This is a genomic window from Anaerococcus obesiensis ph10 (assembly GCF_000311745.1).
In the GTDB taxonomy this organism is placed as follows: domain Bacteria; phylum Bacillota; class Clostridia; order Tissierellales; family Peptoniphilaceae; genus Anaerococcus; species Anaerococcus vaginalis.
Window position 1 is genome coordinate 1 of the sequence record NZ_HE978533.1, and the last position, 20,319, is coordinate 20,319.

Below are 20,319 nucleotides of genomic sequence, written 5' to 3' on the forward strand. Positions count from 1 at the left end.
ATCCGCCAGTTTTAACTGACTATTTTAGTCTACCATCTTTTTTTTAGCTTGTCAAGTTTTTTTATTGATTTTTTTATCTTTTTTTACTTTTCTCGACTGCTTTTTTTGATGTCGACTTTTTTATTATATCGCGTTTATTTTTATTGTCAAGACTTTTTTTTCTTGCTTTTTTAAACGTGATAAAAAAATATAGCTGTCGTTTAACAGCTATATTAGTATATTATTATTTTTTTCTATTGTCAAATATTTTTTTATTAATTTATTTCTCTTTTATTTTTAGGGAACTTACTACGTAATATTCTCTTGCTGAACTTATCATTGCTGCGTTTCCTATTCTCATGTATGGTGCTATGAATTTTTTATTGTAGGCAAATAGGCCTGTTACGTATGAAAAGTTTTCTAAACTTGCTTTTTCTTTTTCCATTTTTATAAATTTCATAGGATTTACTGTGTAATATTCTTGGTAAATGTAATTTTTATTTTTTATTTCTTCTAAGATTTTTTCAAATTCTTTTTTTGTGTGTTCTTTTCCTACGTAGATTCCGTGTGATGCGTAGCCTTGGATTGGTTTTAGTATATATTTGTCCTTGTTTGCTACCAATTTTTCTTTGTCTTTTTCGTAATTTAATTTTTCTGTATATGGTATGTGATTTTTTATAAATTCATTTTCTTTTTCTGATAGAATCTTTTGACTTTCTTCTAGCCTTAGGATTCTAAATATATCTTTTGTGTAAAAAAGTGTTGACCTAAATGAGCCTATGCTTATTATTTCGTCATTTAAATAGGCATCTATTAAATTTTTTCCTAATTCTTTGTTTTCTATTAAATCGCTTGTGACAAGTCTTCTATAGACTAAGTCGATTTTCATATCTTCTATATATAGGCCATTATTTTTTCTTTCTAAATCTTTTAGGTTTGCAATTTTGCAATTGTGGCCTCTTTTTTGGAATAGTTTTTTTATTGTTTCAAATTCTATGTTATCAAATTCTATTATGTCGACTATGGCTATGTTTATTTTTTCTTTTTTGCCTTTTATTGAAAAATATAAATCTTCTATTGAATCTACCAAACTTTCTAGTAGGTTTATATGATTTATTTGATATTTTTCTTCTAGTTTTTTTATAGCTTTGGAATCTTTCATCAAATCTGCCAAGGACTTATCTTCTAGCATAGCTGATGAGCCGTCTGTGTTTAGCTCGCAAAATTTATAGTCTTTTTTGCCATCATACATTACGTCAAATCTCGCTATTGGTGTTGAAATGTCATAGCCTGGATCTTTTAGGATTAATTTTTCTGTCAAAGGATCTAGGTCGAATAATTTTCTGTAATTTTCATTTTCTAGGTATTCTTTTGTGACTTTTTCTACTATAGACATAAAAATATTTATCATTTCATCATAGAGTTTGAAATCTTTTTTGTCGTAAAAATACGCATCATACAAGGTAGGTAGAACTTCTTCCTTGTAGGTCGCTCCATATTCTTTTCTTTTTTCTAGCAAATTTTTGTAATCTTTTCTATAATCTTTATAATCTTCGTTTATTATTTTTATATAATCTTCTTTTATTTTGTCGTTTATCATTAATTCCTTTTTTTCTCCTCTAATCTTCTGGATTGTAATTTACTATCGATACAAATTTCCCGTTTTTATCTTGAATTTTCCTAATTCTTTTGTCGAAATCTGTTCTTTTTAGCCAAACTAACTTATCACAACCCAAACATCTTAACTTCATATCTGCACCCATTCTTTCGATTTTCCATTTATTTTCTCCGCACGGATGAGATTTTTTTTAGGCTAACTATATCGTTTAATTTATATTTTTTCATAAATTTCCTCTTCTAATAAGCTACTTTTTATTTTTCTTTTTTCCATCTCTTCTTTTATAAGTTCTCTTACTTTTCTTGAAATCTCCCATTGCATTCCTGCTTTTACCAAGGATGTCACCCTTACTGTGTAGGAGAAATCCTTAAATTCGTGTATTTCAAAAAAGCTCAAATCTTCTACAAAAGCATTTTTGTATTTTGGCGTTGTTTTTATTTGTTGAGATACGCTTTTTATCATCGCTTTTACTTCATCAAGCTTTGTATCATTAGATACGCAAAAATATGCCTCACTTTTTTGAGCTCCCCTATCAAAATTTTGGACATTTGTTATATTTGAATTTGGAATAATGTGAAGGGATCCGTTATAATCTCTGATTTTTGTGATTCTAAGATTAACCTCTTCGACAGTTCCCTCAACTCCAGAGCATGAAACCCATTCGCCAACTCTTATCTTGTCATCAAATATTATCAAAACTCCCTTTACAAAATCTGCAATAAGAGTTTGAGCACCAAGAGCTATGGCGATACCACCAATTCCTGCTGTAGCTATAAGACTTGATGTGTTTACTCCAAAAATATCCAAAATCATAGTTATGGCAATAAAAATTATAAGTATCCTAATTATAGAATAAAAAATCCTTGATAGGGTTTCAAGTTTTGCTGTATTTCTTTTTGCTTTGCTTTTGTTTCTTTCAAAAAATTTTCTTATTATTTTATGAACTAATTTTAATGTAATAAAACACAATAACAAAACAATTAGGACAGAAATAATATTTATAGTAATTTTATTTCGCATAAAATCTGGTAAAAGAGAGCTCTTTGCAACCATCTTATCAATATTTTCAATATCTTCTAATTCATTCATTTATATCATCCTCTATAATTTTTAAAATTTCACAAGCAAGCTTTTCGTGAAAAATTTTCCCCATGTGCAAACCATCAAGATAATATGGCTTGATTTTTCTCGAATCAACTTTCAAACAATCAAAGTCCAAAAGTTTTTTTGCAAATTCATTTATTTTTTCATTTACATATCCATAAATCGGATAAGAGTCTTCCTCCTCTATTAAAGGCGGTATAATTATAATATTTTTTCTGGCAGTAGATAAATTTAATATACTTTTGACATTTGAATATGCAAGATTCACACTTTGCCCATTCAAAAAGTCATTTGAGCCACCAAATATTATCAGATAATCTACATTTTTGTATTTATTTTTGATTTTTTCATACCTTTTAACCATATCAGAGCTTGTAGAACCGTTTATTCCAAAATTTATAATTTCAAAACCCGCCTTAGTTAAAAAGCGGGTGTAATTATTGCATTCTACAAGATAACCTTGGGTAAAGGAATCTCCAAGAGCAAGTATTCTCATTATTTTACCTTCTTTAGGGCAAGGGCCGTTCTTGATGGAATATAAATTTCAATTCCATCGTAGTCAGTATTTTCTAAATTTTTGGATTCATAAATAAAATCTTTTGAAATTCTTCCAAGTCCACCAAATTTTTCATCGTCAGTATCCAAAATCACTTTAAATTTTCCCTTATCGTGGATTGGCACTTGGAAAGAATCATAGGAATTTTGTGGGTGGAAATTGAAAATATAAACTATATCCCCATTTCTGTAGGCAATAACTTTCCTATCATTATCAAGCCATAGCCTAAAAATATCATTTCCTAATTGCTTATTTTTTTTGATTTGGTCAATCATTTTTTCATCCCATTTCAAAAGCCAATCGTATTTTAATAGGTCATTGTCAGCCAAAGACCAAAGACGCCTTGCGTAATGGAAAGAATAATTATTGCCTTCTCTTGGAAAATCTATCCATTCAGGATGGCCAAATTCATTTCCCATAAAATTCAAATAAGATTCAGCGCCCATAGATATAGTAATCCATCTTATCATTTTGTGAAGAGCAATCGCCCTATCAATTATGATATTGTGGGTTGTTTTTTCCATATCCCAATACATGGAAGAATCTGCAAGTCTAAAAATCGTAGTTTTTGAACCGACAAGAGCTTGGTCGTGGCTTTCTACATAAGAAATTCTAGCTTCGGATGGTCTAGAAGTTGAAAGCTCGTACCACATTTTTCCCATGTCCCAATCTTCATCTCGTTTTTCTAGGGCCTTTTCCCAAAAATCTGGCATACCCATAGAAAGTCTATAGTCAAAACCAATTCCTCCATCTTTAATTGGTAGGCACATTCCAGGCATAGCTGACATATCTTCAGCAATTGTTATGGCATTTTTCTTAACTTCTCTTATAAGTTCATTGGCAAGTTGAAGGTAGTTTATAGCTTCGATGTCAGTATTCATAGAAAAATATTTTGAATAGTTGTCAAAACTTTCCCCTCTTCCGTGATTTTTGTAAATCATTGAAGTTACTCCATCAAATCTAAAACCATCAAAGTGGTATTCTTCTAGCCAATATTTTATATTTGAAAGAAGAAAATGGCATACTCCAGGTTTGTGATAATCAAATAATTTAGAATCCCAATCAGGATGATTTCCCTCATCGCCTTCATGGAAAAATTGGTAGTCTGTTCCATCGAAAAGATTTATCCCCTCAATAGTATTTTTTACAGCATGGGAATGAACCAAATCCATTATCACATTTAAACCCATTTCGTGGGCAGTATTTATTAAAGATTTTAAATCATCATTTTCTCCATACCAAGAAGAAGGAGCGAAGAAATTTGAAACTTGGTAGCCAAAAGATCCATAATATGGATGTTCAGCTATAGCCATAAGTTGGACTGTATTGTAGCCTTCTTTTTTAATTCTAGGCAAAATATTTTTTTCAAATTCTTTGTAAGTTCCAACACCTTCTCTTTCACAAGCCATACCAATATGGGCTTCATAGATTAGAAGATCGTGGTTTTTAATTTTAAATTTATCATCTGTCCATTTAAATTTTTTCCTAGGATTTTCTACAATTGCAGAAAAATCTAAATTTTCATCTCTTTCAACCCTTCTTGCAAAAAGAGGAATCCTATCTTGGATGCTTTCTCCATAGTCAACCATAACTTTCACTCTGGATTTGTGTGGAATAGTCCTAATTCCTTTAACAAAAATCTCCCAATCTTCGTCATTAATTTTCTTTAGAGGATGGGAATGTCTATCCCAATTGTTAAAATCTCCAATTAGATAAAGTCCCTTGGCGTTTGGAGCCCATTCCCTATAAATCCATCCAGTTTTTACCTTGTGAAAGCCATAATAATTGTGGGCATTGGCAAAATCTTTTAATTTTTCGCCTTTTTTCAAAAGTCTAGCCTTTTGTTTTTCATATTCATCCATTCTCAGATTTATATCATTTTTATAATCCTTGATCCAAGGATCAATTTCCAAAATCTTCCAATCTTTCATTATTTGCCCCTTTTCTATACTATTTTTTTATTCTTTTTTATTTTCCTCAATAATTTTTTCTGTTATTTCTTTTGGAACTTCTTCATATTTATCAAATTCCATTGAGAATGATCCACGAGCCTGTGTCATTGATCTTAAATCTATTGAATATTTTAAAACTTCACTTTCTGGTGCAAGAGCTGAAATGATTTGTGAGCCGTCTTCTTGTGGTTCCATGCCCAAAATCTTTCCACGTCTTTTGTTCATATCTCCCATTACATCGCCCATGTACTTCTCATCAACTTTAATTTCAAGTTTCATTATAGGCTCAAGCAAAATTGGTTTTGCTTCAACAATTCCTTTTTTGAAAGCAAGTCTTGCAGCTGATTTGAAGGCTTGTTCGTTTGAATCTACTGGGTGGTAAGAGCCATCATACAAAGTAGCTTTTATTCCAACAACCTTATATCCTGCAAGAGGACCTTCATCCATAGAATCACGAAGTCCCTTTTCTACAGCAGGGAAATAATTTTTAGGAACTGCTCCACCAAATACTTCCTCATCAAAAACAAATTCTTCATCGCATGGTTCAAATCTAATAAATACATCTCCATATTGACCTGCACCACCAGATTGTTTTTTGTGTTTACCTTGAACATCAGATTTCCCCTTGATAGTTTCTCTGTAAGGGATTTTTAAATCAACAATTTTTGTATTAACAGAATAATTTTCTTTTAATTTATCCATCAAAACTTCAAGTTGAACATTACCAAGTCCTGCCAAAACTTCTTGGTGGGTTTCAGCATCTCTTCTATCTTCAAAAGTAGGATCTTCTTCTGATAATTTTTTCAAAGCAGCTGAGATTTTATCCTCATCATTTTTACTTTCAGCCTCAATTGCATAATATAAAACCGGTCTTGGATATTTAATTTTCTTATATTCTATAGGACTTTCTTTTGTGCATAAAGAATCTCCAGTTTGAAGAATATCCTGTTTAGAAAATGCTCCAATATCTCCAGCAACAATTTTTTCCGCTTTAAATTGTTCTTTTCCTCTTAAATAGAAAATATTTGAAGCCTTTAATTCCTTGTCCTTACTTATATCATAGAAATTTTGATCTTTTTTAATAGCTCCAGATAAAACCTTAAATATTGAAATCTTACCCAAAAATGGATCAGCAATTGTTTTAAATACAACAGCAGAAAAAGGACTATCTTCGCTAACTTCAAATTCTTCATAATCATCAGTAACTCTAAATCCAATATTTGCAGCCTTGTGATCAGGAGATGGCATATATTTTGTAATAACATCCATCAACAAATCAAGACCAATATTTTTCTCCAAGCTACCAGCAACTAAAGGAACAGCATTACCATTTATAATCGCCTTTCTAAAACCTTCTTTAAATTCTTCTTCAGTAAAACTTTCGCCTGAAAAATATTTATCCATTAACTCGTCATCACTTTCAGCAACAACTTCTTGAATTTCTTCATAAACAGCATTTACTTCTTCAACTCTGATTTCAGGTATGTCAACCTCTTCTATCTTGCCATCAACATATTTAAAAGCTTTTTTATCTATAACATCGATCAAACCTTCAAAATTTTCGCCTTCACCAAGGGTTAAGGTTAGTGGGATTATTTTTTTGGAGAAATCTATGTGTAGGTCACTAACTACTTGATTGAATTTGGCATTTTCTTTATCCAATTTATTTACAAAAATAATTCTTGGCAAAGAAATATTTTCTGTATATTTCCAATATTTTTCAGTTCCTACTTCGATTCCATTTTCTCCATCAATTACAAACAAAGCTGACTCACTTGCTCTAAGAGCATTTAATACTTCTCCTTCAAAATCAAAAAATCCAGGAGCATCGATAAAGTTTACCTTGTAGTCCTTATATTCAACAGGAATTATTGAGGTTTGGATTGAAATTTTTCTTTTAATTTCTTGTTTTTCATAGTCAGATACAGTATTACCATCCGCTACTTTTCCAACCCTGTTAATAGCCTTTGTAAAATATAGCAAAGATTCAGTCAAGGAAGTTTTTCCTGCTCCTGAATGCCCTACTAAAGCTAAATTCCTTAATTTGTTTGTTTTATAATCTTTCATAATAAAATAACCTCCGTTTTGTCGATGAAAACATTTTTTCATTCTATGTATATTTATATACCCAATTTATTAAATTAACTAAAAATTTTTTATAAAAATTAAATAATTTGTTTTTGCAAATATTTTCATTGTTAAAAACAAAGGTAAACTTATTATTAAAATATCAAATTACAATAAAAAAAGACTTAGAAAAAATCCAAGCCAGACCGTTTCAAAAGTATACAAATCCTCATGCTAAGAATATCATACGTAAAAAATTGATTTGATTTCAAATTTCAAAATTCGTCAAGAAATCGCACTGTTCGAAAGCGTAGCTTGAGTTTGCGATTTTAGAATTTTGAAATTTAGAAATCAACAATTTTTGGAGTCAGATATTCGTGCTTGAGGATTTGTTTACGATCTGACTTAGAAAAAATCCAAGTCTATTTTTTAATTAAATTTTTAATACCTCTTTTTATTACCTCAAAAAATGATAGAGACCTTCTCAACTTATTTGACTCAATATAATTATTTAAAGCTCTCAAAGTTTTTTTATTATCCTTTGTTGTAAAAACAAAATTGCCACTTTCTTTTGTATGAATCGCAAATCTATTTATTTTTTTGCCAAATAAAACTGACGCACTCACAAAGGAAATTTCCTTGTAAGGAATTTGTATATAATCTTCTACATTTTTTTCATTATAAAATTCAAAGGCCTTATCGCCTACCATTATATTTCCATCAGAGGTAAATCCATTAAGGCATCTTCCCTTAATAGATAAGTCTACATTTTTATTTTGACTTTGAACCATTACATGATTCCAAGTACAGATGCTATTATTCCTATTATAAATAAAGCAACTATTATAATAATTGGAGATACATTTTTCTTTAATAATTTACAAATTCCAAGTGTTAATAACATTGGAACAAGTCCTGGTATTAATTGGTTTAAGTTATCTTGTAAGGTTGTAACTTTAACTTGATCAAGTCCAGCTGAGCCTAATTGATCGTAAAGTTTAAAGGCTTCTTGAAGTCCCTTGCTACCTGTTGATAAAGAATTCCAATCAATAAATGATCCTGCTTGTTGAGTTACTTCTGATACGTTTACAGTAAATGTTACATTTACCCATCTTTGTACCAAAGCACCAACTATAAACATACCAACAATTGATGCAACCAAGTTTACTTTTCCTAAAAGTCCACCAGATAAATCTTTTGTAATTTCATTTCCTACTTTGTAACCAAATTCTTGAGTTTTCCACTCAAATGCCATTCTTATAATATTCCAAAATACAAAAAATATTATTGGTCCAATAATATTTCCTGTTAAAGCCATTGATGCACCAAGAGCTCCAAGTATTGGTCTTGCTGTAAACCAGAAAACTGGATCACCAACACCTGCCAAAGGTCCCATCATTCCTACTTTAACAGAGTTTATTGTTTTATCTTCAATAGGAGCTCCATTTGCTTTTTCTTCTTCCATAGCAAGAGTAACTCCCATTACTGGGCTTGAAAGATATGGGTGAGTATTATAAAACTCTAAGTGTCTTTTTAAAGCAGATTTTCTTTCTTCATCTGTTTTATATAATTTTTTGATAGCAGGAATTATTGAATAACACCAGCCACCGTTTTGCATACGTTCATAATTCCAAGAACCTTGTAGGAGTTGATGACGATTAAATACTTTTATCCTATCAGATCTTGATAATTCTATTCTTTTTTCATTTACTTCAGTCATATTTCCTCCTAATAATCATTTATAATATCGCCAAGTGGATCTCCAGTATTAGCTGATCCATTTGATGAAGATGATTCTTTAAGTTTTAAATAGATAAGTGCAAGTGAAAATCCTACTACACCAAGTCCGATTAGAGTTAGTTGTGGGATTGCTGCAACTGCAAAACCAATAGCAAAAAATGGCCATGTTTCTTTTGTACTCATCATATTAATTACCATCGCATAACCTACTGCTGCAACCATTCCTCCACCTACTTCCATACCATGAGTTAACCAACCTGGCATAGAATTTAAAACGCCTGTTACAACTTTTGGTGAAACAAAACAAAGTGCTGCTGCAGGAACTGCAATTCTTAATCCTTGCATCAAAACTGCTAGAATATGAAGAACTTCAATTTTTCTGAAATTTCCTTCTTCTGCTGCTGCATCCATTCCGTGAACTATTGGAATTGATAAAGTTCTTGCTATCATTGTCAAAAATAGACCTGCTACTGAAAGTGGTATAGCAACAGCTATTGATGTATTTATTGCATTATCTACATTTCCTGAGCCATCTTGTAGAGCTAAAACCATGATAATAGCACTTGCAACTGATGCCAAAGCCGCATCCGGAGCTACTGCTGCTCCAACATTTGCCCAACCAAGAGCAATCATTTGAAGAGCACCGCCAAGCATAATTCCTTCTTTTAAATGTCCACTTACAAGTCCAATCAAAGTACAAGCAACGATTGGTTGATGGAATTGAAATTGGTCTAAGATTCCTTCCATACCCGCAAGTAGAGCAACTATAACAATTAAAATAATACTAATTGCTGACATAATTCCTCCTTAAGCCAAACCAAGTTCTGATTTTGCTTTTTTCATAATATTTGTAAAGTTTTCAGGCTGATTTGCTGGAACTTTTCTTACATCGATTTTTATTCCTTTATCAAGTAATTTTTCAAAAGTTTCAACATCTTCTTTTCCCATAGAAACGGTAGAAGTTACATAAGCCTTTCCTTGTGAGTGAGCCATAGAGCCAAGATTTATTTCTTTTAAATCTGCGCCTTTTTCGATAAGAGCTAAAGCATCTTGTGGTGTTTCAAATAATAGCATTGCTCTTGTATCTCCAAAACGTGGATCTTCAAAAATTTCTGCCATTTTCCAAATTGGCACAACGTGAGCCTTAACTCCTGGAGGAGCAGCCTCCATTATCATTGACTTACGCAAAGCATCTTCACTTACATTGTCACTTACGACAATAATTCTTGTTGGATTTGTAGATTTTGTCCAACTTGTAGCAACTTGTCCATGAAGTAATCTTGTATCAATCCTTGCAAGAACAACGTCAATTTTTCCATCTCCAATTACTGTTCCTTCTGGAATTGTTCCAGTATGTTTTGGAAGATTTTCTTTTGAATCATCTTTTGCATTAGATTTATTGTAATCGTCCATCAAGGATTCTGGTTTAGTTTTTACTCCTTCTTTGGCAGGCTCTAATAAAACTCTTGCAAGATCATGTGATTTTTCTTCCATAAGTCTTGAGCCAAGTGCCTCAATTAGCATGGGTAAATTAAGTCCGGTAAGAACTGCCCACTTTTCTTCATTTCCATCCATTAGAGCTGAAACTTGATTAAAAGGTGTTCCACCCCAAAGGTCAACTAAGAAAAGAATTTCTTCACAATCAAGTTTTTTGATTTTTTCTTCAAGATCTTTTCTTAAATCATCAGGACCCATTGAAGGTAAGAGAACTGCTGTTTCTAATTTTTCTTGTTCTCCAAAAATCATTTCCCCAGATTGTCTTATACCTTGAGCAAATTCGCCGTGACTTGCCAGTATAATACCTATCATTTACTTCCCTCCTTAAATTAAATTGATTTATTAAATAAACCTATTTTTATTTTACACTATATCAAAAAATTTTTTAAATATTTTTTTAAAAATTAATTTTTTCCTATTAATGAGATGAAATTTATTTAAGAGTATAGTTGTAGTAATAAATATAAAGAAAGGATTTATTAATGGAAAAATATTTTTTAATAAAAAATAAAAAATTTGAAAAACTTGGTCTGGATGTTTTTTTGTATGAACACAAAAAATCTGGAGCAAGAATTAATTATATAAAAACCGATGACAAAAACAAAACTTTTGCAATTGCTTTTAAAACGCCACCAGAATCTTCCAAGGGGATTTCTCACATTTTGGAACATTCTGTTTTAAATGGTTCAAAAAAATATAGAACCAAAGAGCCTTTTATGGATATGATTGCATCAAGTCTTCAAACTTTTTTAAATGCAATGACCTATCCTGATAAAACTGTTTATCCTGTTGCAAGCGAAAACGATAAGGATTTTTTTAACCTCCAAGATGTTTATTTGGATGCAGTTTTTAATCCAAAAGTTTTAGGTAAAGAAGAAATTTTCTTACAAGAGGGAAAATCTATAAAAATTGATGAGAATGGAAAATTTTCTGTATCGGGCGTTGTTTACAACGAAATGAAAGGGGCAACTACAAATCCAGATACTATTATTGTAAATGAAATAAATAAATATCTTTACAAAAATTCCTGCTATGAATATGTTTCAGGAGGAAATACCTACGATATTTCAAAATTATCATACGAAGAATTTTTGGATTTTTATAAAAGATTTTACCACCCATCAAGCGCTGAAATTTTTTATTATGGAGATATGGATATTGAAAAATATTTAAAAAATCTTGATGAAGAATATTTGTCCCATTATGAGAAAAATGAAATTATTGCAGATTGTAAGGTCGTTGAAAATTATTACCAAAAACCAATTTTTACTTCTTATCAATCAAATAATGAAGATAAAAATAAATCATACCTAACCTATTCATTTTTAACTAATAAAAGATCTGATATAAAAGAACAATTGGCAAATGCTATTTTATCAATCGCCCTTTTTAATTCAGATTCATCAGAAATTTCTCAAAGAATTTATAAGGAAATTTCTCCTGAAAGTTTTTATGCAAGGACTGGCTACGGAGAAAGATCTTCCATTCAAATTACAGCCCAAGGCACATCAGTTGAAAACTTAAATAAGTTTGTAAAAATCATCGAAGAAGAGCTTGAAAAATATGCCCACCATATTCCAAAAGATTCCCTAAAAGCTGCCCACGCTATTTTTGATTTTTCCCAAAGAGAGCAAATGAATTCAGCATCAAAGGGCATTGAATATATACTCATGCACAATTTGGACAATGAAATTTTTGATAGCCTAAATTTGATTGACTATATAAACGAATTGGGAGCTTTGATTGAAACTGATTATTTTGAAAAACAAGTTGGGAAATATTTTATAAATAACAAGACTAAACTAGTTCTTGTGGCAAAACCAAATAAGGATTATTTTAAAAATATTGAAGAAAAAATCGACCAAGATTTGGAAAATTTGAAAAATTCCTTATCAAAAGATCAGATTGATAAATTAAAGGAAAAGGAAGAAAAATTAAAAGCCTTCCAAGAAAAAGAAGATTTAAAAGAAGATAAGGCTACCATCCCAGCCCTTGAAATTAAAGATGTTGACCTTGATATTGAAAAAGTTCCAAGACAAATCGAAGATGATGATTTCAAATTTATCTACCACAACCTTGATAGCGCAGGGATGATTTATAATGAATTTTTCTTTGATATAAACCACCTTAACCTTGAAAATCTCAAATATCTTTGCCTGATTTCAGACTTTTTGGGCTCAATTGATACAAAAAAACATTCTTACCAAAATTTGGATGATTTAATTCCAATAAATATGGCAGGGCTTAATTTTACAATCCAAAATATAAAAAACAAGGACGGAGAAATTAATAATTATTTAAAAATTTCCTTTAAAACTACTATAGATAGGTACGAAAAATCCTTAGAAATTGTAAAAGAAATAATGAATGAGTCTGTTTTTGATAATGAAAAAAGAATTAATGATATTTTAAAACAAATTAAAGCTTTATTTGAAATGAATATGTATGATTCTGGTCATAGCCTTGCCCTTACCCGTTCATTTTCACATTTTGATAAACTTTCATATATCAAAGATGAGCTAAATGGCTTTGGATACTATGAATTTATAAAGAAAATTTCCAAAGATATAGAAGAAGATTTCCATAAATTTAAGGAAAAATCAGAAGATTTGTATAAAGAAATTTTTTCAAAAAATCTTTTAATAAATATCACAGGATCAAATGAAGATTATAAAAAAGTTAAGGCTTATGTAAAGAAAGAATTTTCAGACCTTGAAAAGATAAAAAAAGAAAAAGCTCAAATAGATTTTCATAAGTCCTATTATAAAGAAGCAATTTTGTCTGATGCAAATGTAAATTATGTGTCTGTGGGAGGAGATTTAGAAGAATTTTCTGACAATAAATTAAATCTTTTGGCTCTTTCCTCATCAATTATTTCTAACCCTTACCTTCATGATTTGATTCGTGCAAAAGGAGGAGCCTATGGAGCAGGTCTTATGGTTGATAAGTACGGAAATATTGGAACATATTCTTACAGGGACCCTCACATAAAAAACACTGTAGAAAATTATAAAAAAATCCCTCAAATTTTAGAGGATTTAAAAATTGATTCAAATGATTTGAAAAACCAAAAAATTTCAAAAATGGGTTCATATTTAAAACCTCAATCTCTTCAAGCCAAGGGATCTTTGGATTTTATAAGATATTTACAAGGATTTTCTTATAAGGAGCTTGAAGAAAAACTTCTTGATATAAAAAATGCTAACTTAGATGATATAATTAATTTGAAAGATGATTACAGAAATATTTTGGATAAAAACAATCTTACAGTTTTTGGAAATAGGGAAAAATTAAGGGAAAATGAAAATTATTTTGATAAAATAATAGATTTAGATTCTTAAATATCCTGATTTTATTATTAATTTATTTAATTTTTGCTATTTCATATTAAATAAATATTAAGATAGTTTTTATATATTGAATCTTTCTGGTATAATTTTACTAAGGAGTGAATATGACAAATTATGATAAAGAAAACGAAAAATCTTTAGAAAATAGTCTAAACAAAGCTATTTCCGATATGGATTTTTCTGATATAAGTGAAAAGGTCAAGACAAGTCTTGATATATTTATTGATAAAACAATGAATTTTATAAACGGAAATCAAGTTAGAAAACCCGCAATCCAAACTAAAAATCCTCAAGTTTGCGCCCAAAAACTTCCAGAAAAAACTAAAGCTGGCTTACTTAAAACAGCAATGGTAATTTCTTTTCTATTTGCATTTTCTATGCTAATAGTTTTATTTTTTGACGGATTTTCCTATGATTTTTTTAAAAATCTATTTTTAACAGCTTTGTTTTCAATATCTGGATTTTTTACTTTTAAAAAATCTCAACAATTGGATATGATTTCAAAAGATTACACAAGATTTTTAAGAGAGCTTGGACATAACACCGTAATTCCAATAAGAGATTTGGCATCATCAGTTCAAAAATCAGAAGAAGATACCATAAAAGAGCTTATGTATATGATGAATAAAGGATATTTTAAACAAGCAAGAATTGTAGAAAATAATTCATTATTTTTGTTAGATATTCCAACTTTTAAATTATATAAAAATCAAAAAAATCAAATGCCAAATTTATCACACGAAGAAAATAAAAAATAGCCCAAGATGCAAGCACAAAAACAAACAAGGATAAAGCTGAAGAAATAATAAGAATTTCAAGCAAAGAAATTACTTCCATAAATCTTGATATTTCAAGAATTAAAAATAGAAATTTTCTTGAAAAAGTAATAGAAATCAAAAAAACAATTGAAAATATTACAAACATTATTAAAAGATACCCAGAAAAAGCTTATGTTTTGGACAAATTTATAGAATATTATTTGCCAACAACTGTAAAATTAATTGATGCTTACACAGAATACGAAATTATGGAATCAAACGATTCAAAAATTAAAAATTCACTTGCAGAAATAGAATCTTCCATAGAAATAATCAATGAAGCCTTTGAAAAAATCCAATTAGAGCTAATGGAAGACAGGACAATGGATATAAAAACAGACATTGATACAATGAAAATTTTGTTAAACCAAGAAGGATATTTAGAAAAAGATTGGAGCAAAGATGAGTGATATTAAATTAAGATTAGACGGAGAAAATGAAGAGGTCGAATTAAAACCAGCCCAATATAAGGAAAAAATCCAAATAGATCAGTCAATAAAATTTTCTCCAGAAGAAGAAAAACAAATTGACGATTTTTCCCAAAAAATTGACCTAGAAGATTCAAATATAATTCTCCAATACGGGGTTGGAGCTCAAAAAAAGATTTCAAATTTCTCAGAAAAAACCTTAAACACAGTAAAAAACAAAGAGCTTGGAGAAATTGGAGGACTTTTGGATAAGGTTGTTTCAGAAATCAAGTCAATGGACCAAGACGATGGTGGTATGTTTGGATTTTTTAAAAAGCAAAAATCAAAGCTTGAAAATATGAAATTAAAATACCAATCAACCGAAAAAAATATAGACGAAATCGCCAAAGCCTTGGACAACCATCAAATAAGACTTTTAAAAGATATTTCTCTGCTTGATCAAATGTACGAATTAAACGAGGATTATTACAAAGAACTTTCTATGTATATAGAGGCTGGAAATAGAAAACTCAAAAGAACTTTTGAAAAAGATATACCAGCTCTTGAAAATACAGCAAGAATTTCAAATCTTCCAATGGATGCCCAAAAAGCAAATGACATAAAAGCCCAAGCAAACAGGTTCGAAAAAAAATTGCACGATTTAGATTTAACAAGAATGGTTTCAATGCAAATGGCACCACAAATTAGGATGGTACAATCATCAAACTCAATTATGGCAGAAAAAATCCAAACAACAATTGTAAATACAATTCCTCTTTGGAAAAATCAAATGGTTTTAGCCCTTGGCATGAGCCACACCGAACAAGCAATACGTGCCCAAGAAGCCGTGACAAATCTTACCAATGACTTGTTAAAATCAAATGCCGACAAATTAAAACAAAATACAATAGACACAGCAAGAGCAACCGAACGCGGTATAATAGACCTTGATACAATAAAATACACAAACGATAGACTAATCGAGGCGATTGATGAAGTAAGGACAATCCAAATCGAAGGAAAGAAAAACAGAGAAGACGCCAAAAACGAACTTGGCCGTCTTGAAGAAGAATTAAAAAGAAATTTATTGAAAAATAGTTAGGAGAAAAAAATGGCAGAAAAAATAGAATTCAAATTTGACACCCAGCTTTTAATAGCAGGGGAAAATTTAGACGAAGACGAAATTTTCGATCATATAACAGAAAATTTCGAAGGAGATAGCCTACTTGCAGTAGGAGATGAAGATTTGATAAAAATCCACTTCCACACAAATAAACCATGGGAAATATTAGAATACGCCCAATCAATCGGAGATATTTTTGACGTAGTAGTAGAAAATATGCAAAGACAAGCAGATGGTTTAAAAGGATAAAAAATATAAAAAGGCATGAAGATGACCTAACCCCAAAATCAGAAATAAAGACAAAGGAGTTCAGGTTATTTTTCTGCCTTTTTTTGTTGAATAAAAAAAGTTAATCATTTAAAAATTAAGGAGTTGAATAAAATTAATCCTTTAGAAATTAAAATAAATAAAAAACTAACCCATCTCAAGCCTAGTCGAGAGATCTCTTTTATTACTTTATCTTTAAATAAACCATATACTTTAACTCTATCTCTTCACCTTCATTTATAAATATGGTTTTTTTTATTTTCACCTATCAAATCTCCTAAATAATATATATACTAAAATTACACTAATCAAAGAAATTCCAATAACATAAATGTAGCCAAAATTCCATTTTAATTCTGGCATATTTTCAAAATTCATCCCATACCAACCAGTTATTATCGTGATTGGTGTAAAAATTGTCGTTACAACTGTCAAAACTTTCATGGTGTTATTCATAGAAAGGTCCATTTTTGATGTGTAGGAATCTTTAACATTTGTAATATATCCGCTTAGGTAGGAAATATTTGAAGAATATCTTTCCACCCTAAATAAAACCGATTTTAAATGTTTTATATCGTCATCATCAAAAATTTCATTTTCATTTTCCATTAAAACTTCCAAGGTATCTAGAAGTCTTTCGTATGATGCATACAAATTTAGAGCCTTATGCCTATTGTCAGAAATTATTCCTATGCTATCTCTGTTTTTTTTATTTTTTATTATCGCATCTTCCACAGCTGCTGTTGAATTTTTTATTTGATCAAATATTCTTGTGTGGTTGTTTACCAGAGCTGTAATAAAATATTTCAAAAGCCTTCCAGGAGATCTTGCTGAAAATTTCTTTGTTAGCATCTTCCTAAATGCCTCTGTTGTCGATTGGTCTCTGTCATACAAGTCAACAATTATAAGTCTGTTGTTTTCTATATAAAATCCTATAAGATCTGAAGTTTCAAGATTTCCCATAATGTCTAATAATTCTAAAATTGCAAATGTATAATTATCTTCCACTGCCATATAAGATTTTTTGGCTGTATCTGACAAGAGCAAATCAATTATAGCATCATCCAAATTATAAGTTTTTGCAAAATCAATAAAACTAGCCTTGCCCAAATACATCAAATAAAAATCATCATCTTCTATAACATCATAAAAACTAGAAATATCGGTTTGTTCAAAACCATTATCCGTGTCAAATTTATAAATATAATCCATTTTTTTCTCCTTAAAATCGGGAAACTTTTCTTTTACATTATGACTATATGAATTATCGATAAAATTTCAACGATTTAAAGCTTAATTTATAGATATTATTTTTAAAAATAAAAAATAAGAATCCTTTATTCAACGATTTTTTACAAACGTCTAAAAAAGATTCTTATTTTTATAAACATATTATAGTTCTTTATTTTCAAAAATTTTTATGGAAATAAAAACCGAAATTGAGTGGACTATTATTGTTATGACAAAAATTATTAAGGATAAAAGTGTTTTATCCATTGTTAAGCCCTTATTTACATATTCTAAAATCCATTCTTTATTTGATGAAATTGTTGAGAAAAATGCAAATACTACAAAATATAAAATTACAAAAACCAGTCTTGCTTTTTCTGCCCCAAATTTATACATTAATGGAAGTTCAACTACTCCAACTATACTTGTTACAAAAAATAGGGATGATATAAGCAAAATTAAGGGAATTTCTTTTGTAAGTGGGTTTTTATTAAATCCTACAAGAAATGACAAGGCCATTGCAAAAATAGACATAAACCAAATTATGGCATATCTTGAAAATACAATTTTTTTCCTAGAAATTCCACTTGAAATCAAATATTTATTTGTTGAATATTGGTTGTCGATTCCAAAGACCATTCCCAAAAGTATTATTGGAATTAGAATAAAAAATAAGGGAATCAAAACCAGTTGATTTTCTTTGTAAAAATAAATACCCAAAGCAATTATTATTACAAATTGTAAAAGCAAAGCGTTTTTTATTGAAATCAAATCTTTATATATCAAGGCTTTCATTGTATTTCTCCTTTATCATATAAACCATAATTTCCTCTATACTCACATTTTCTACTTCAAGATTTTGAGGAATTAATTCTTTTTTGACCAAACATTCTTTTCCAAATTTATAATCTCTTACTGCAATTATGGAATTTTTATCAATACTTTCAAATTCTTCTTTTGAAAGAGAAACTAGGCCATAATCTTCCTTTAATTTATCCTTATTCTCAACAAAAATTAGCTTTCCCCTATGTAAAAAGGCAATTTCATCTGCAATTTTTTCTAAATCTGACAAAATATGGGATGAAATCATAATGCTTTTGTTTTCATCTTGGATAAATTCTAAAAGTATATCCAAAATATCATCCCTTGCCACAGGATCAAGCCCACTTGTCGCCTCATCCAAAATCAAAAGCTCTGCCTTGTGGCTTAATGCCAAAATCAAAGACAATTTCATCTTCATTCCTCTAGAAAAAGTAGAAATTTTCTTTTTTTCTGGAAGCTTAAATCTTTTTAAAAGCTTATTAAAAGTTTCTTTTTCCCAAAAATTTCCATAATACATGGAGTGAAATTTTTCAACTTCTTTAATATTTAACTCTTGGGGAAAGAAAAAATCTTCAAAAACAAAGGCGATTTTTTTTCTTCTCATCCTCAGTCAAATCTTCAATTTTTTTGCCGAAAATATAAATTTCACCAGAATCTTTTTTCATATCGCCCAAAATCAATTTGATTGTAGTAGATTTTCCAGCTCCATTTTCTCCAATATATCCTACAATAGATCCTCTTTTGATATTTAAATCCAAAGGTCCAAGATAAAAATCATTCAAAGATTTTTTTAGACCTTTTATTTTTAATATATCATCCATCTTCTTCCTCCAATATATCCATAAGAGAAATAATTTCTTTTTTTGAAATTCCTGCAAGTTTAGACAATTTGATAATTTCTTTTAGATGATCTTCAATTTTTATAGAAAATTTTTCCCTGATTAATTCTGGATTTTGATCTTTTACAAAATTTCCCTTTCCTGGAACAGAATTAATAAGTCCATCTTTTTCAAGTTCATCATAAGCCCTTTTCGTTGTAGCTACACTAACTCTAAGCTCTTTTGCCAAAAGTCTAATAGAAGGAAGAGGCTTATCCTTTTCTATCTTATCATTTAAAATTGCGTCTCTTATTTGATTTTTGATTTGTAAATATATGGGATCTTTACTCGAGTATTTGATCTTAATATCCATTTATTCCTCCTACTGTTCATAGTGTACCTTAACAGTTGAAAAGTGTCAAGATATACAAATAAAAAAAGCTTGGTTAAAACCAAGCTAATTTTTATTGAATATCATCTAAAAGCTCTGTCAAAATATAGCCTTGGTATTCTCCATAGCTTACTTTTGACCATTCGCCTACTATTTCTGATCTTTCTATTTGTGTTCCGGGTTGGATTGTTGCTACAATTTCTGAATCTGTGTTTGTTTGTCTTCTTATATTTGAAATATCTTTTACTGTGAATATTCCATAAGCTTGTTTTGGCTCTTTATCTTTATCTTTTTCTTTTTTATTTTTCTTATCTTTCTTTTCTTCTTTTGTTTCTTTTTTGTCTTCTGTTTCGTTTGATTTATTTTTTTCATCAAGATTTTTTAGACTTGCAAGATTATTTGAAGAAGAATTTTCGTTTGTTTCGTTTTTCTTTTTGAAGGTTACTTCTGTTGAAACTTTATTTGATATTTGGCTTTCTTCTGGATGTCTTTGGGATACATATTCTTCTTTTGAACATGCTGAAAGTGTTAAGCTCAAGGCTAATATTAATAAAATTTTCTTTTTCATTTTTCCTCCTTA

Annotated in this window: 18 protein-coding genes and 2 pseudogenes; 5 read left to right on the forward strand and 15 right to left on the reverse strand. The window is 29.7% G+C overall.

Annotated elements, in window-relative coordinates:
• Positions 1-259: 259 nt before the first annotated feature.
• From HGAG_RS09260 to HGAG_RS09305, 10 genes and pseudogenes are all read right to left on the reverse strand, one after another.
• Positions 260-1,579, reverse strand: a complete 1,320-nt coding sequence (locus HGAG_RS09260) for a glutathionylspermidine synthase family protein (RefSeq protein ID WP_019118878.1) — start codon at positions 1,577-1,579, stop codon at positions 260-262.
• Positions 1,580-1,598: 19 nt separating this feature from the next.
• Positions 1,599-1,824 (reverse strand): annotated as a pseudogene (locus HGAG_RS10965) (DUF951 domain-containing protein).
• Positions 1,811-2,686, reverse strand: a complete 876-nt coding sequence (locus HGAG_RS09270; RefSeq protein ID WP_019118880.1) for a mechanosensitive ion channel family protein — start codon at positions 2,684-2,686, stop codon at positions 1,811-1,813. Before HGAG_RS09270 ends, HGAG_RS10965 begins: the two are co-directional and overlap by 14 nt.
• Positions 2,679-3,197, reverse strand: a complete 519-nt coding sequence (locus tag HGAG_RS09275; protein WP_019118881.1) for an SGNH/GDSL hydrolase family protein — start codon at positions 3,195-3,197, stop codon at positions 2,679-2,681. Before HGAG_RS09275 ends, HGAG_RS09270 begins: the two co-directional genes overlap by 8 nt.
• Positions 3,197-5,188 carry an alpha-amylase family glycosyl hydrolase gene (locus HGAG_RS09280; protein WP_019118882.1) on the reverse strand — a complete coding sequence of 664 codons (1,992 nt, stop codon included), beginning with the start codon at positions 5,186-5,188 and terminating at the stop codon, positions 3,197-3,199. The genes HGAG_RS09275 and HGAG_RS09280 overlap by 1 nt, the downstream gene beginning before the upstream one ends.
• Before the next feature lie 27 nt (positions 5,189-5,215).
• A complete protein-coding gene (fusA, locus tag HGAG_RS09285; RefSeq protein ID WP_019118883.1) occupies positions 5,216-7,276 on the reverse strand; it encodes an elongation factor G in 2,061 nt (686 codons plus the stop codon).
• Positions 7,277-7,698: 422 nt separating this feature from the next.
• Entirely contained in the window at positions 7,699-8,067 is a 369-nt protein-coding gene (locus tag HGAG_RS09290; protein ID WP_019118884.1) for a DUF956 family protein, read from the reverse strand.
• Entirely contained in the window at positions 8,067-8,996 is a 930-nt protein-coding gene (locus tag HGAG_RS09295) for a PTS system mannose/fructose/sorbose family transporter subunit IID (protein WP_019118885.1), read from the reverse strand. The genes HGAG_RS09290 and HGAG_RS09295 overlap by 1 nt, the downstream gene beginning before the upstream one ends.
• 8 nt (positions 8,997-9,004) lie before the next feature.
• Positions 9,005-9,814 (reverse strand): PTS mannose/fructose/sorbose transporter subunit IIC, encoded by an 810-nt coding sequence (locus HGAG_RS09300; protein WP_004839902.1) that lies wholly within the window; start codon positions 9,812-9,814, stop codon positions 9,005-9,007.
• A 9-nt stretch (positions 9,815-9,823) separates the two neighbouring features.
• Complete coding sequence (locus HGAG_RS09305; RefSeq protein ID WP_019118886.1) at positions 9,824-10,825, reverse strand: PTS sugar transporter subunit IIB; 1,002 nt, start codon at positions 10,823-10,825, stop codon at positions 9,824-9,826.
• A 170-nt stretch (positions 10,826-10,995) separates the two neighbouring features.
• Between HGAG_RS09305 and HGAG_RS09310 the strand changes: the two genes are divergently transcribed.
• From HGAG_RS09310 to HGAG_RS09325, 5 genes are all read left to right on the forward strand, one after another.
• Positions 10,996-13,854, forward strand: coding sequence for an insulinase family protein (locus tag HGAG_RS09310; RefSeq protein ID WP_019118887.1), 2,859 nt, complete (start codon positions 10,996-10,998; stop codon positions 13,852-13,854).
• Between the two features lie 113 nt (positions 13,855-13,967).
• Positions 13,968-14,621, forward strand: a complete 654-nt coding sequence (locus HGAG_RS12205; protein ID WP_244263856.1) for a hypothetical protein — start codon at positions 13,968-13,970, stop codon at positions 14,619-14,621.
• 89 nt (positions 14,622-14,710) lie between these two features.
• The gene (locus HGAG_RS12210; protein ID WP_341871717.1) at positions 14,711-15,091 is read left to right on the forward strand and encodes a 5-bromo-4-chloroindolyl phosphate hydrolysis family protein; all 381 of its coding nucleotides are present in this window, start codon (positions 14,711-14,713) and stop codon (positions 15,089-15,091) included.
• Positions 15,084-16,190 carry a toxic anion resistance protein gene (locus HGAG_RS09320; protein ID WP_019118888.1) on the forward strand — a complete coding sequence of 369 codons (1,107 nt, stop codon included), beginning with the start codon at positions 15,084-15,086 and terminating at the stop codon, positions 16,188-16,190. Before HGAG_RS12210 ends, HGAG_RS09320 begins: the two co-directional genes overlap by 8 nt.
• Positions 16,191-16,199: 9 nt before the next feature.
• Positions 16,200-16,460, forward strand: a complete 261-nt coding sequence (locus HGAG_RS09325; protein ID WP_019118889.1) for a hypothetical protein — start codon at positions 16,200-16,202, stop codon at positions 16,458-16,460.
• Between the two features lie 279 nt (positions 16,461-16,739).
• On the opposite strand, the gene HGAG_RS09335 is transcribed toward HGAG_RS09325, so the two are convergent.
• From HGAG_RS09335 to HGAG_RS09355, 5 genes and pseudogenes are all read right to left on the reverse strand, one after another.
• Entirely contained in the window at positions 16,740-17,690 is a 951-nt protein-coding gene (locus HGAG_RS09335; RefSeq protein ID WP_019118890.1) for a CorA family divalent cation transporter, read from the reverse strand.
• A gap of 180 nt (positions 17,691-17,870) precedes the next feature.
• Complete coding sequence (locus HGAG_RS09340) at positions 17,871-18,503, reverse strand: ABC-2 transporter permease (protein WP_019118891.1); 633 nt, start codon at positions 18,501-18,503, stop codon at positions 17,871-17,873.
• Positions 18,484-19,351: pseudogene (locus HGAG_RS10975) on the reverse strand (ABC transporter ATP-binding protein). The gene HGAG_RS09340 and the pseudogene HGAG_RS10975 overlap by 20 nt, the downstream one beginning before the upstream one ends.
• Complete coding sequence (locus HGAG_RS09350; protein ID WP_004839873.1) at positions 19,344-19,721, reverse strand: GntR family transcriptional regulator; 378 nt, start codon at positions 19,719-19,721, stop codon at positions 19,344-19,346. Before HGAG_RS09350 ends, HGAG_RS10975 begins: the two are co-directional and overlap by 8 nt.
• Before the next feature lie 91 nt (positions 19,722-19,812).
• On the reverse strand, positions 19,813-20,307 hold the full coding sequence (locus HGAG_RS09355; RefSeq protein ID WP_019118892.1) for an SH3 domain-containing protein: 495 nt from the start codon (positions 20,305-20,307) through the stop codon (positions 19,813-19,815).
• Between the last annotated feature and the right edge of the window lie 12 nt (positions 20,308-20,319).

Coding starts and splice junctions, on each gene's coding strand:
- HGAG_RS09340 (WP_019118891.1), bottom strand. CDS start 18,503: ATGAAAGCCTTGATATATAAAGATTTGATTTCAATAAAAAACGCTTTG.
- HGAG_RS09275 (WP_019118881.1), bottom strand. CDS start 3,197: ATGAGAATACTTGCTCTTGGAGATTCCTTTACCCAAGGTTATCTTGTA.
- HGAG_RS09355 (WP_019118892.1), bottom strand. CDS start 20,307: ATGAAAAAGAAAATTTTATTAATATTAGCCTTGAGCTTAACACTTTCA.
- HGAG_RS09290 (WP_019118884.1), bottom strand. CDS start 8,067: ATGGTTCAAAGTCAAAATAAAAATGTAGACTTATCTATTAAGGGAAGA.
- HGAG_RS09295 (WP_019118885.1), bottom strand. CDS start 8,996: ATGACTGAAGTAAATGAAAAAAGAATAGAATTATCAAGATCTGATAGG.
- HGAG_RS09305 (WP_019118886.1), bottom strand. CDS start 10,825: ATGATAGGTATTATACTGGCAAGTCACGGCGAATTTGCTCAAGGTATA.
- HGAG_RS09260 (WP_019118878.1), bottom strand. CDS start 1,579: ATGATAAACGACAAAATAAAAGAAGATTATATAAAAATAATAAACGAA.
- HGAG_RS09300 (WP_004839902.1), bottom strand. CDS start 9,814: ATGTCAGCAATTAGTATTATTTTAATTGTTATAGTTGCTCTACTTGCG.
- HGAG_RS09310 (WP_019118887.1), top strand. CDS start 10,996: ATGGAAAAATATTTTTTAATAAAAAATAAAAAATTTGAAAAACTTGGT.
- fusA (WP_019118883.1), bottom strand. CDS start 7,276: ATGAAAGATTATAAAACAAACAAATTAAGGAATTTAGCTTTAGTAGGG.
- HGAG_RS09270 (WP_019118880.1), bottom strand. CDS start 2,686: ATGAATGAATTAGAAGATATTGAAAATATTGATAAGATGGTTGCAAAG.
- HGAG_RS09320 (WP_019118888.1), top strand. CDS start 15,084: ATGAGTGATATTAAATTAAGATTAGACGGAGAAAATGAAGAGGTCGAA.
- HGAG_RS12205 (WP_244263856.1), top strand. CDS start 13,968: ATGACAAATTATGATAAAGAAAACGAAAAATCTTTAGAAAATAGTCTA.
- HGAG_RS09335 (WP_019118890.1), bottom strand. CDS start 17,690: ATGGATTATATTTATAAATTTGACACGGATAATGGTTTTGAACAAACC.
- HGAG_RS09325 (WP_019118889.1), top strand. CDS start 16,200: ATGGCAGAAAAAATAGAATTCAAATTTGACACCCAGCTTTTAATAGCA.
- HGAG_RS09350 (WP_004839873.1), bottom strand. CDS start 19,721: ATGGATATTAAGATCAAATACTCGAGTAAAGATCCCATATATTTACAA.
- HGAG_RS09280 (WP_019118882.1), bottom strand. CDS start 5,188: ATGAAAGATTGGAAGATTTTGGAAATTGATCCTTGGATCAAGGATTAT.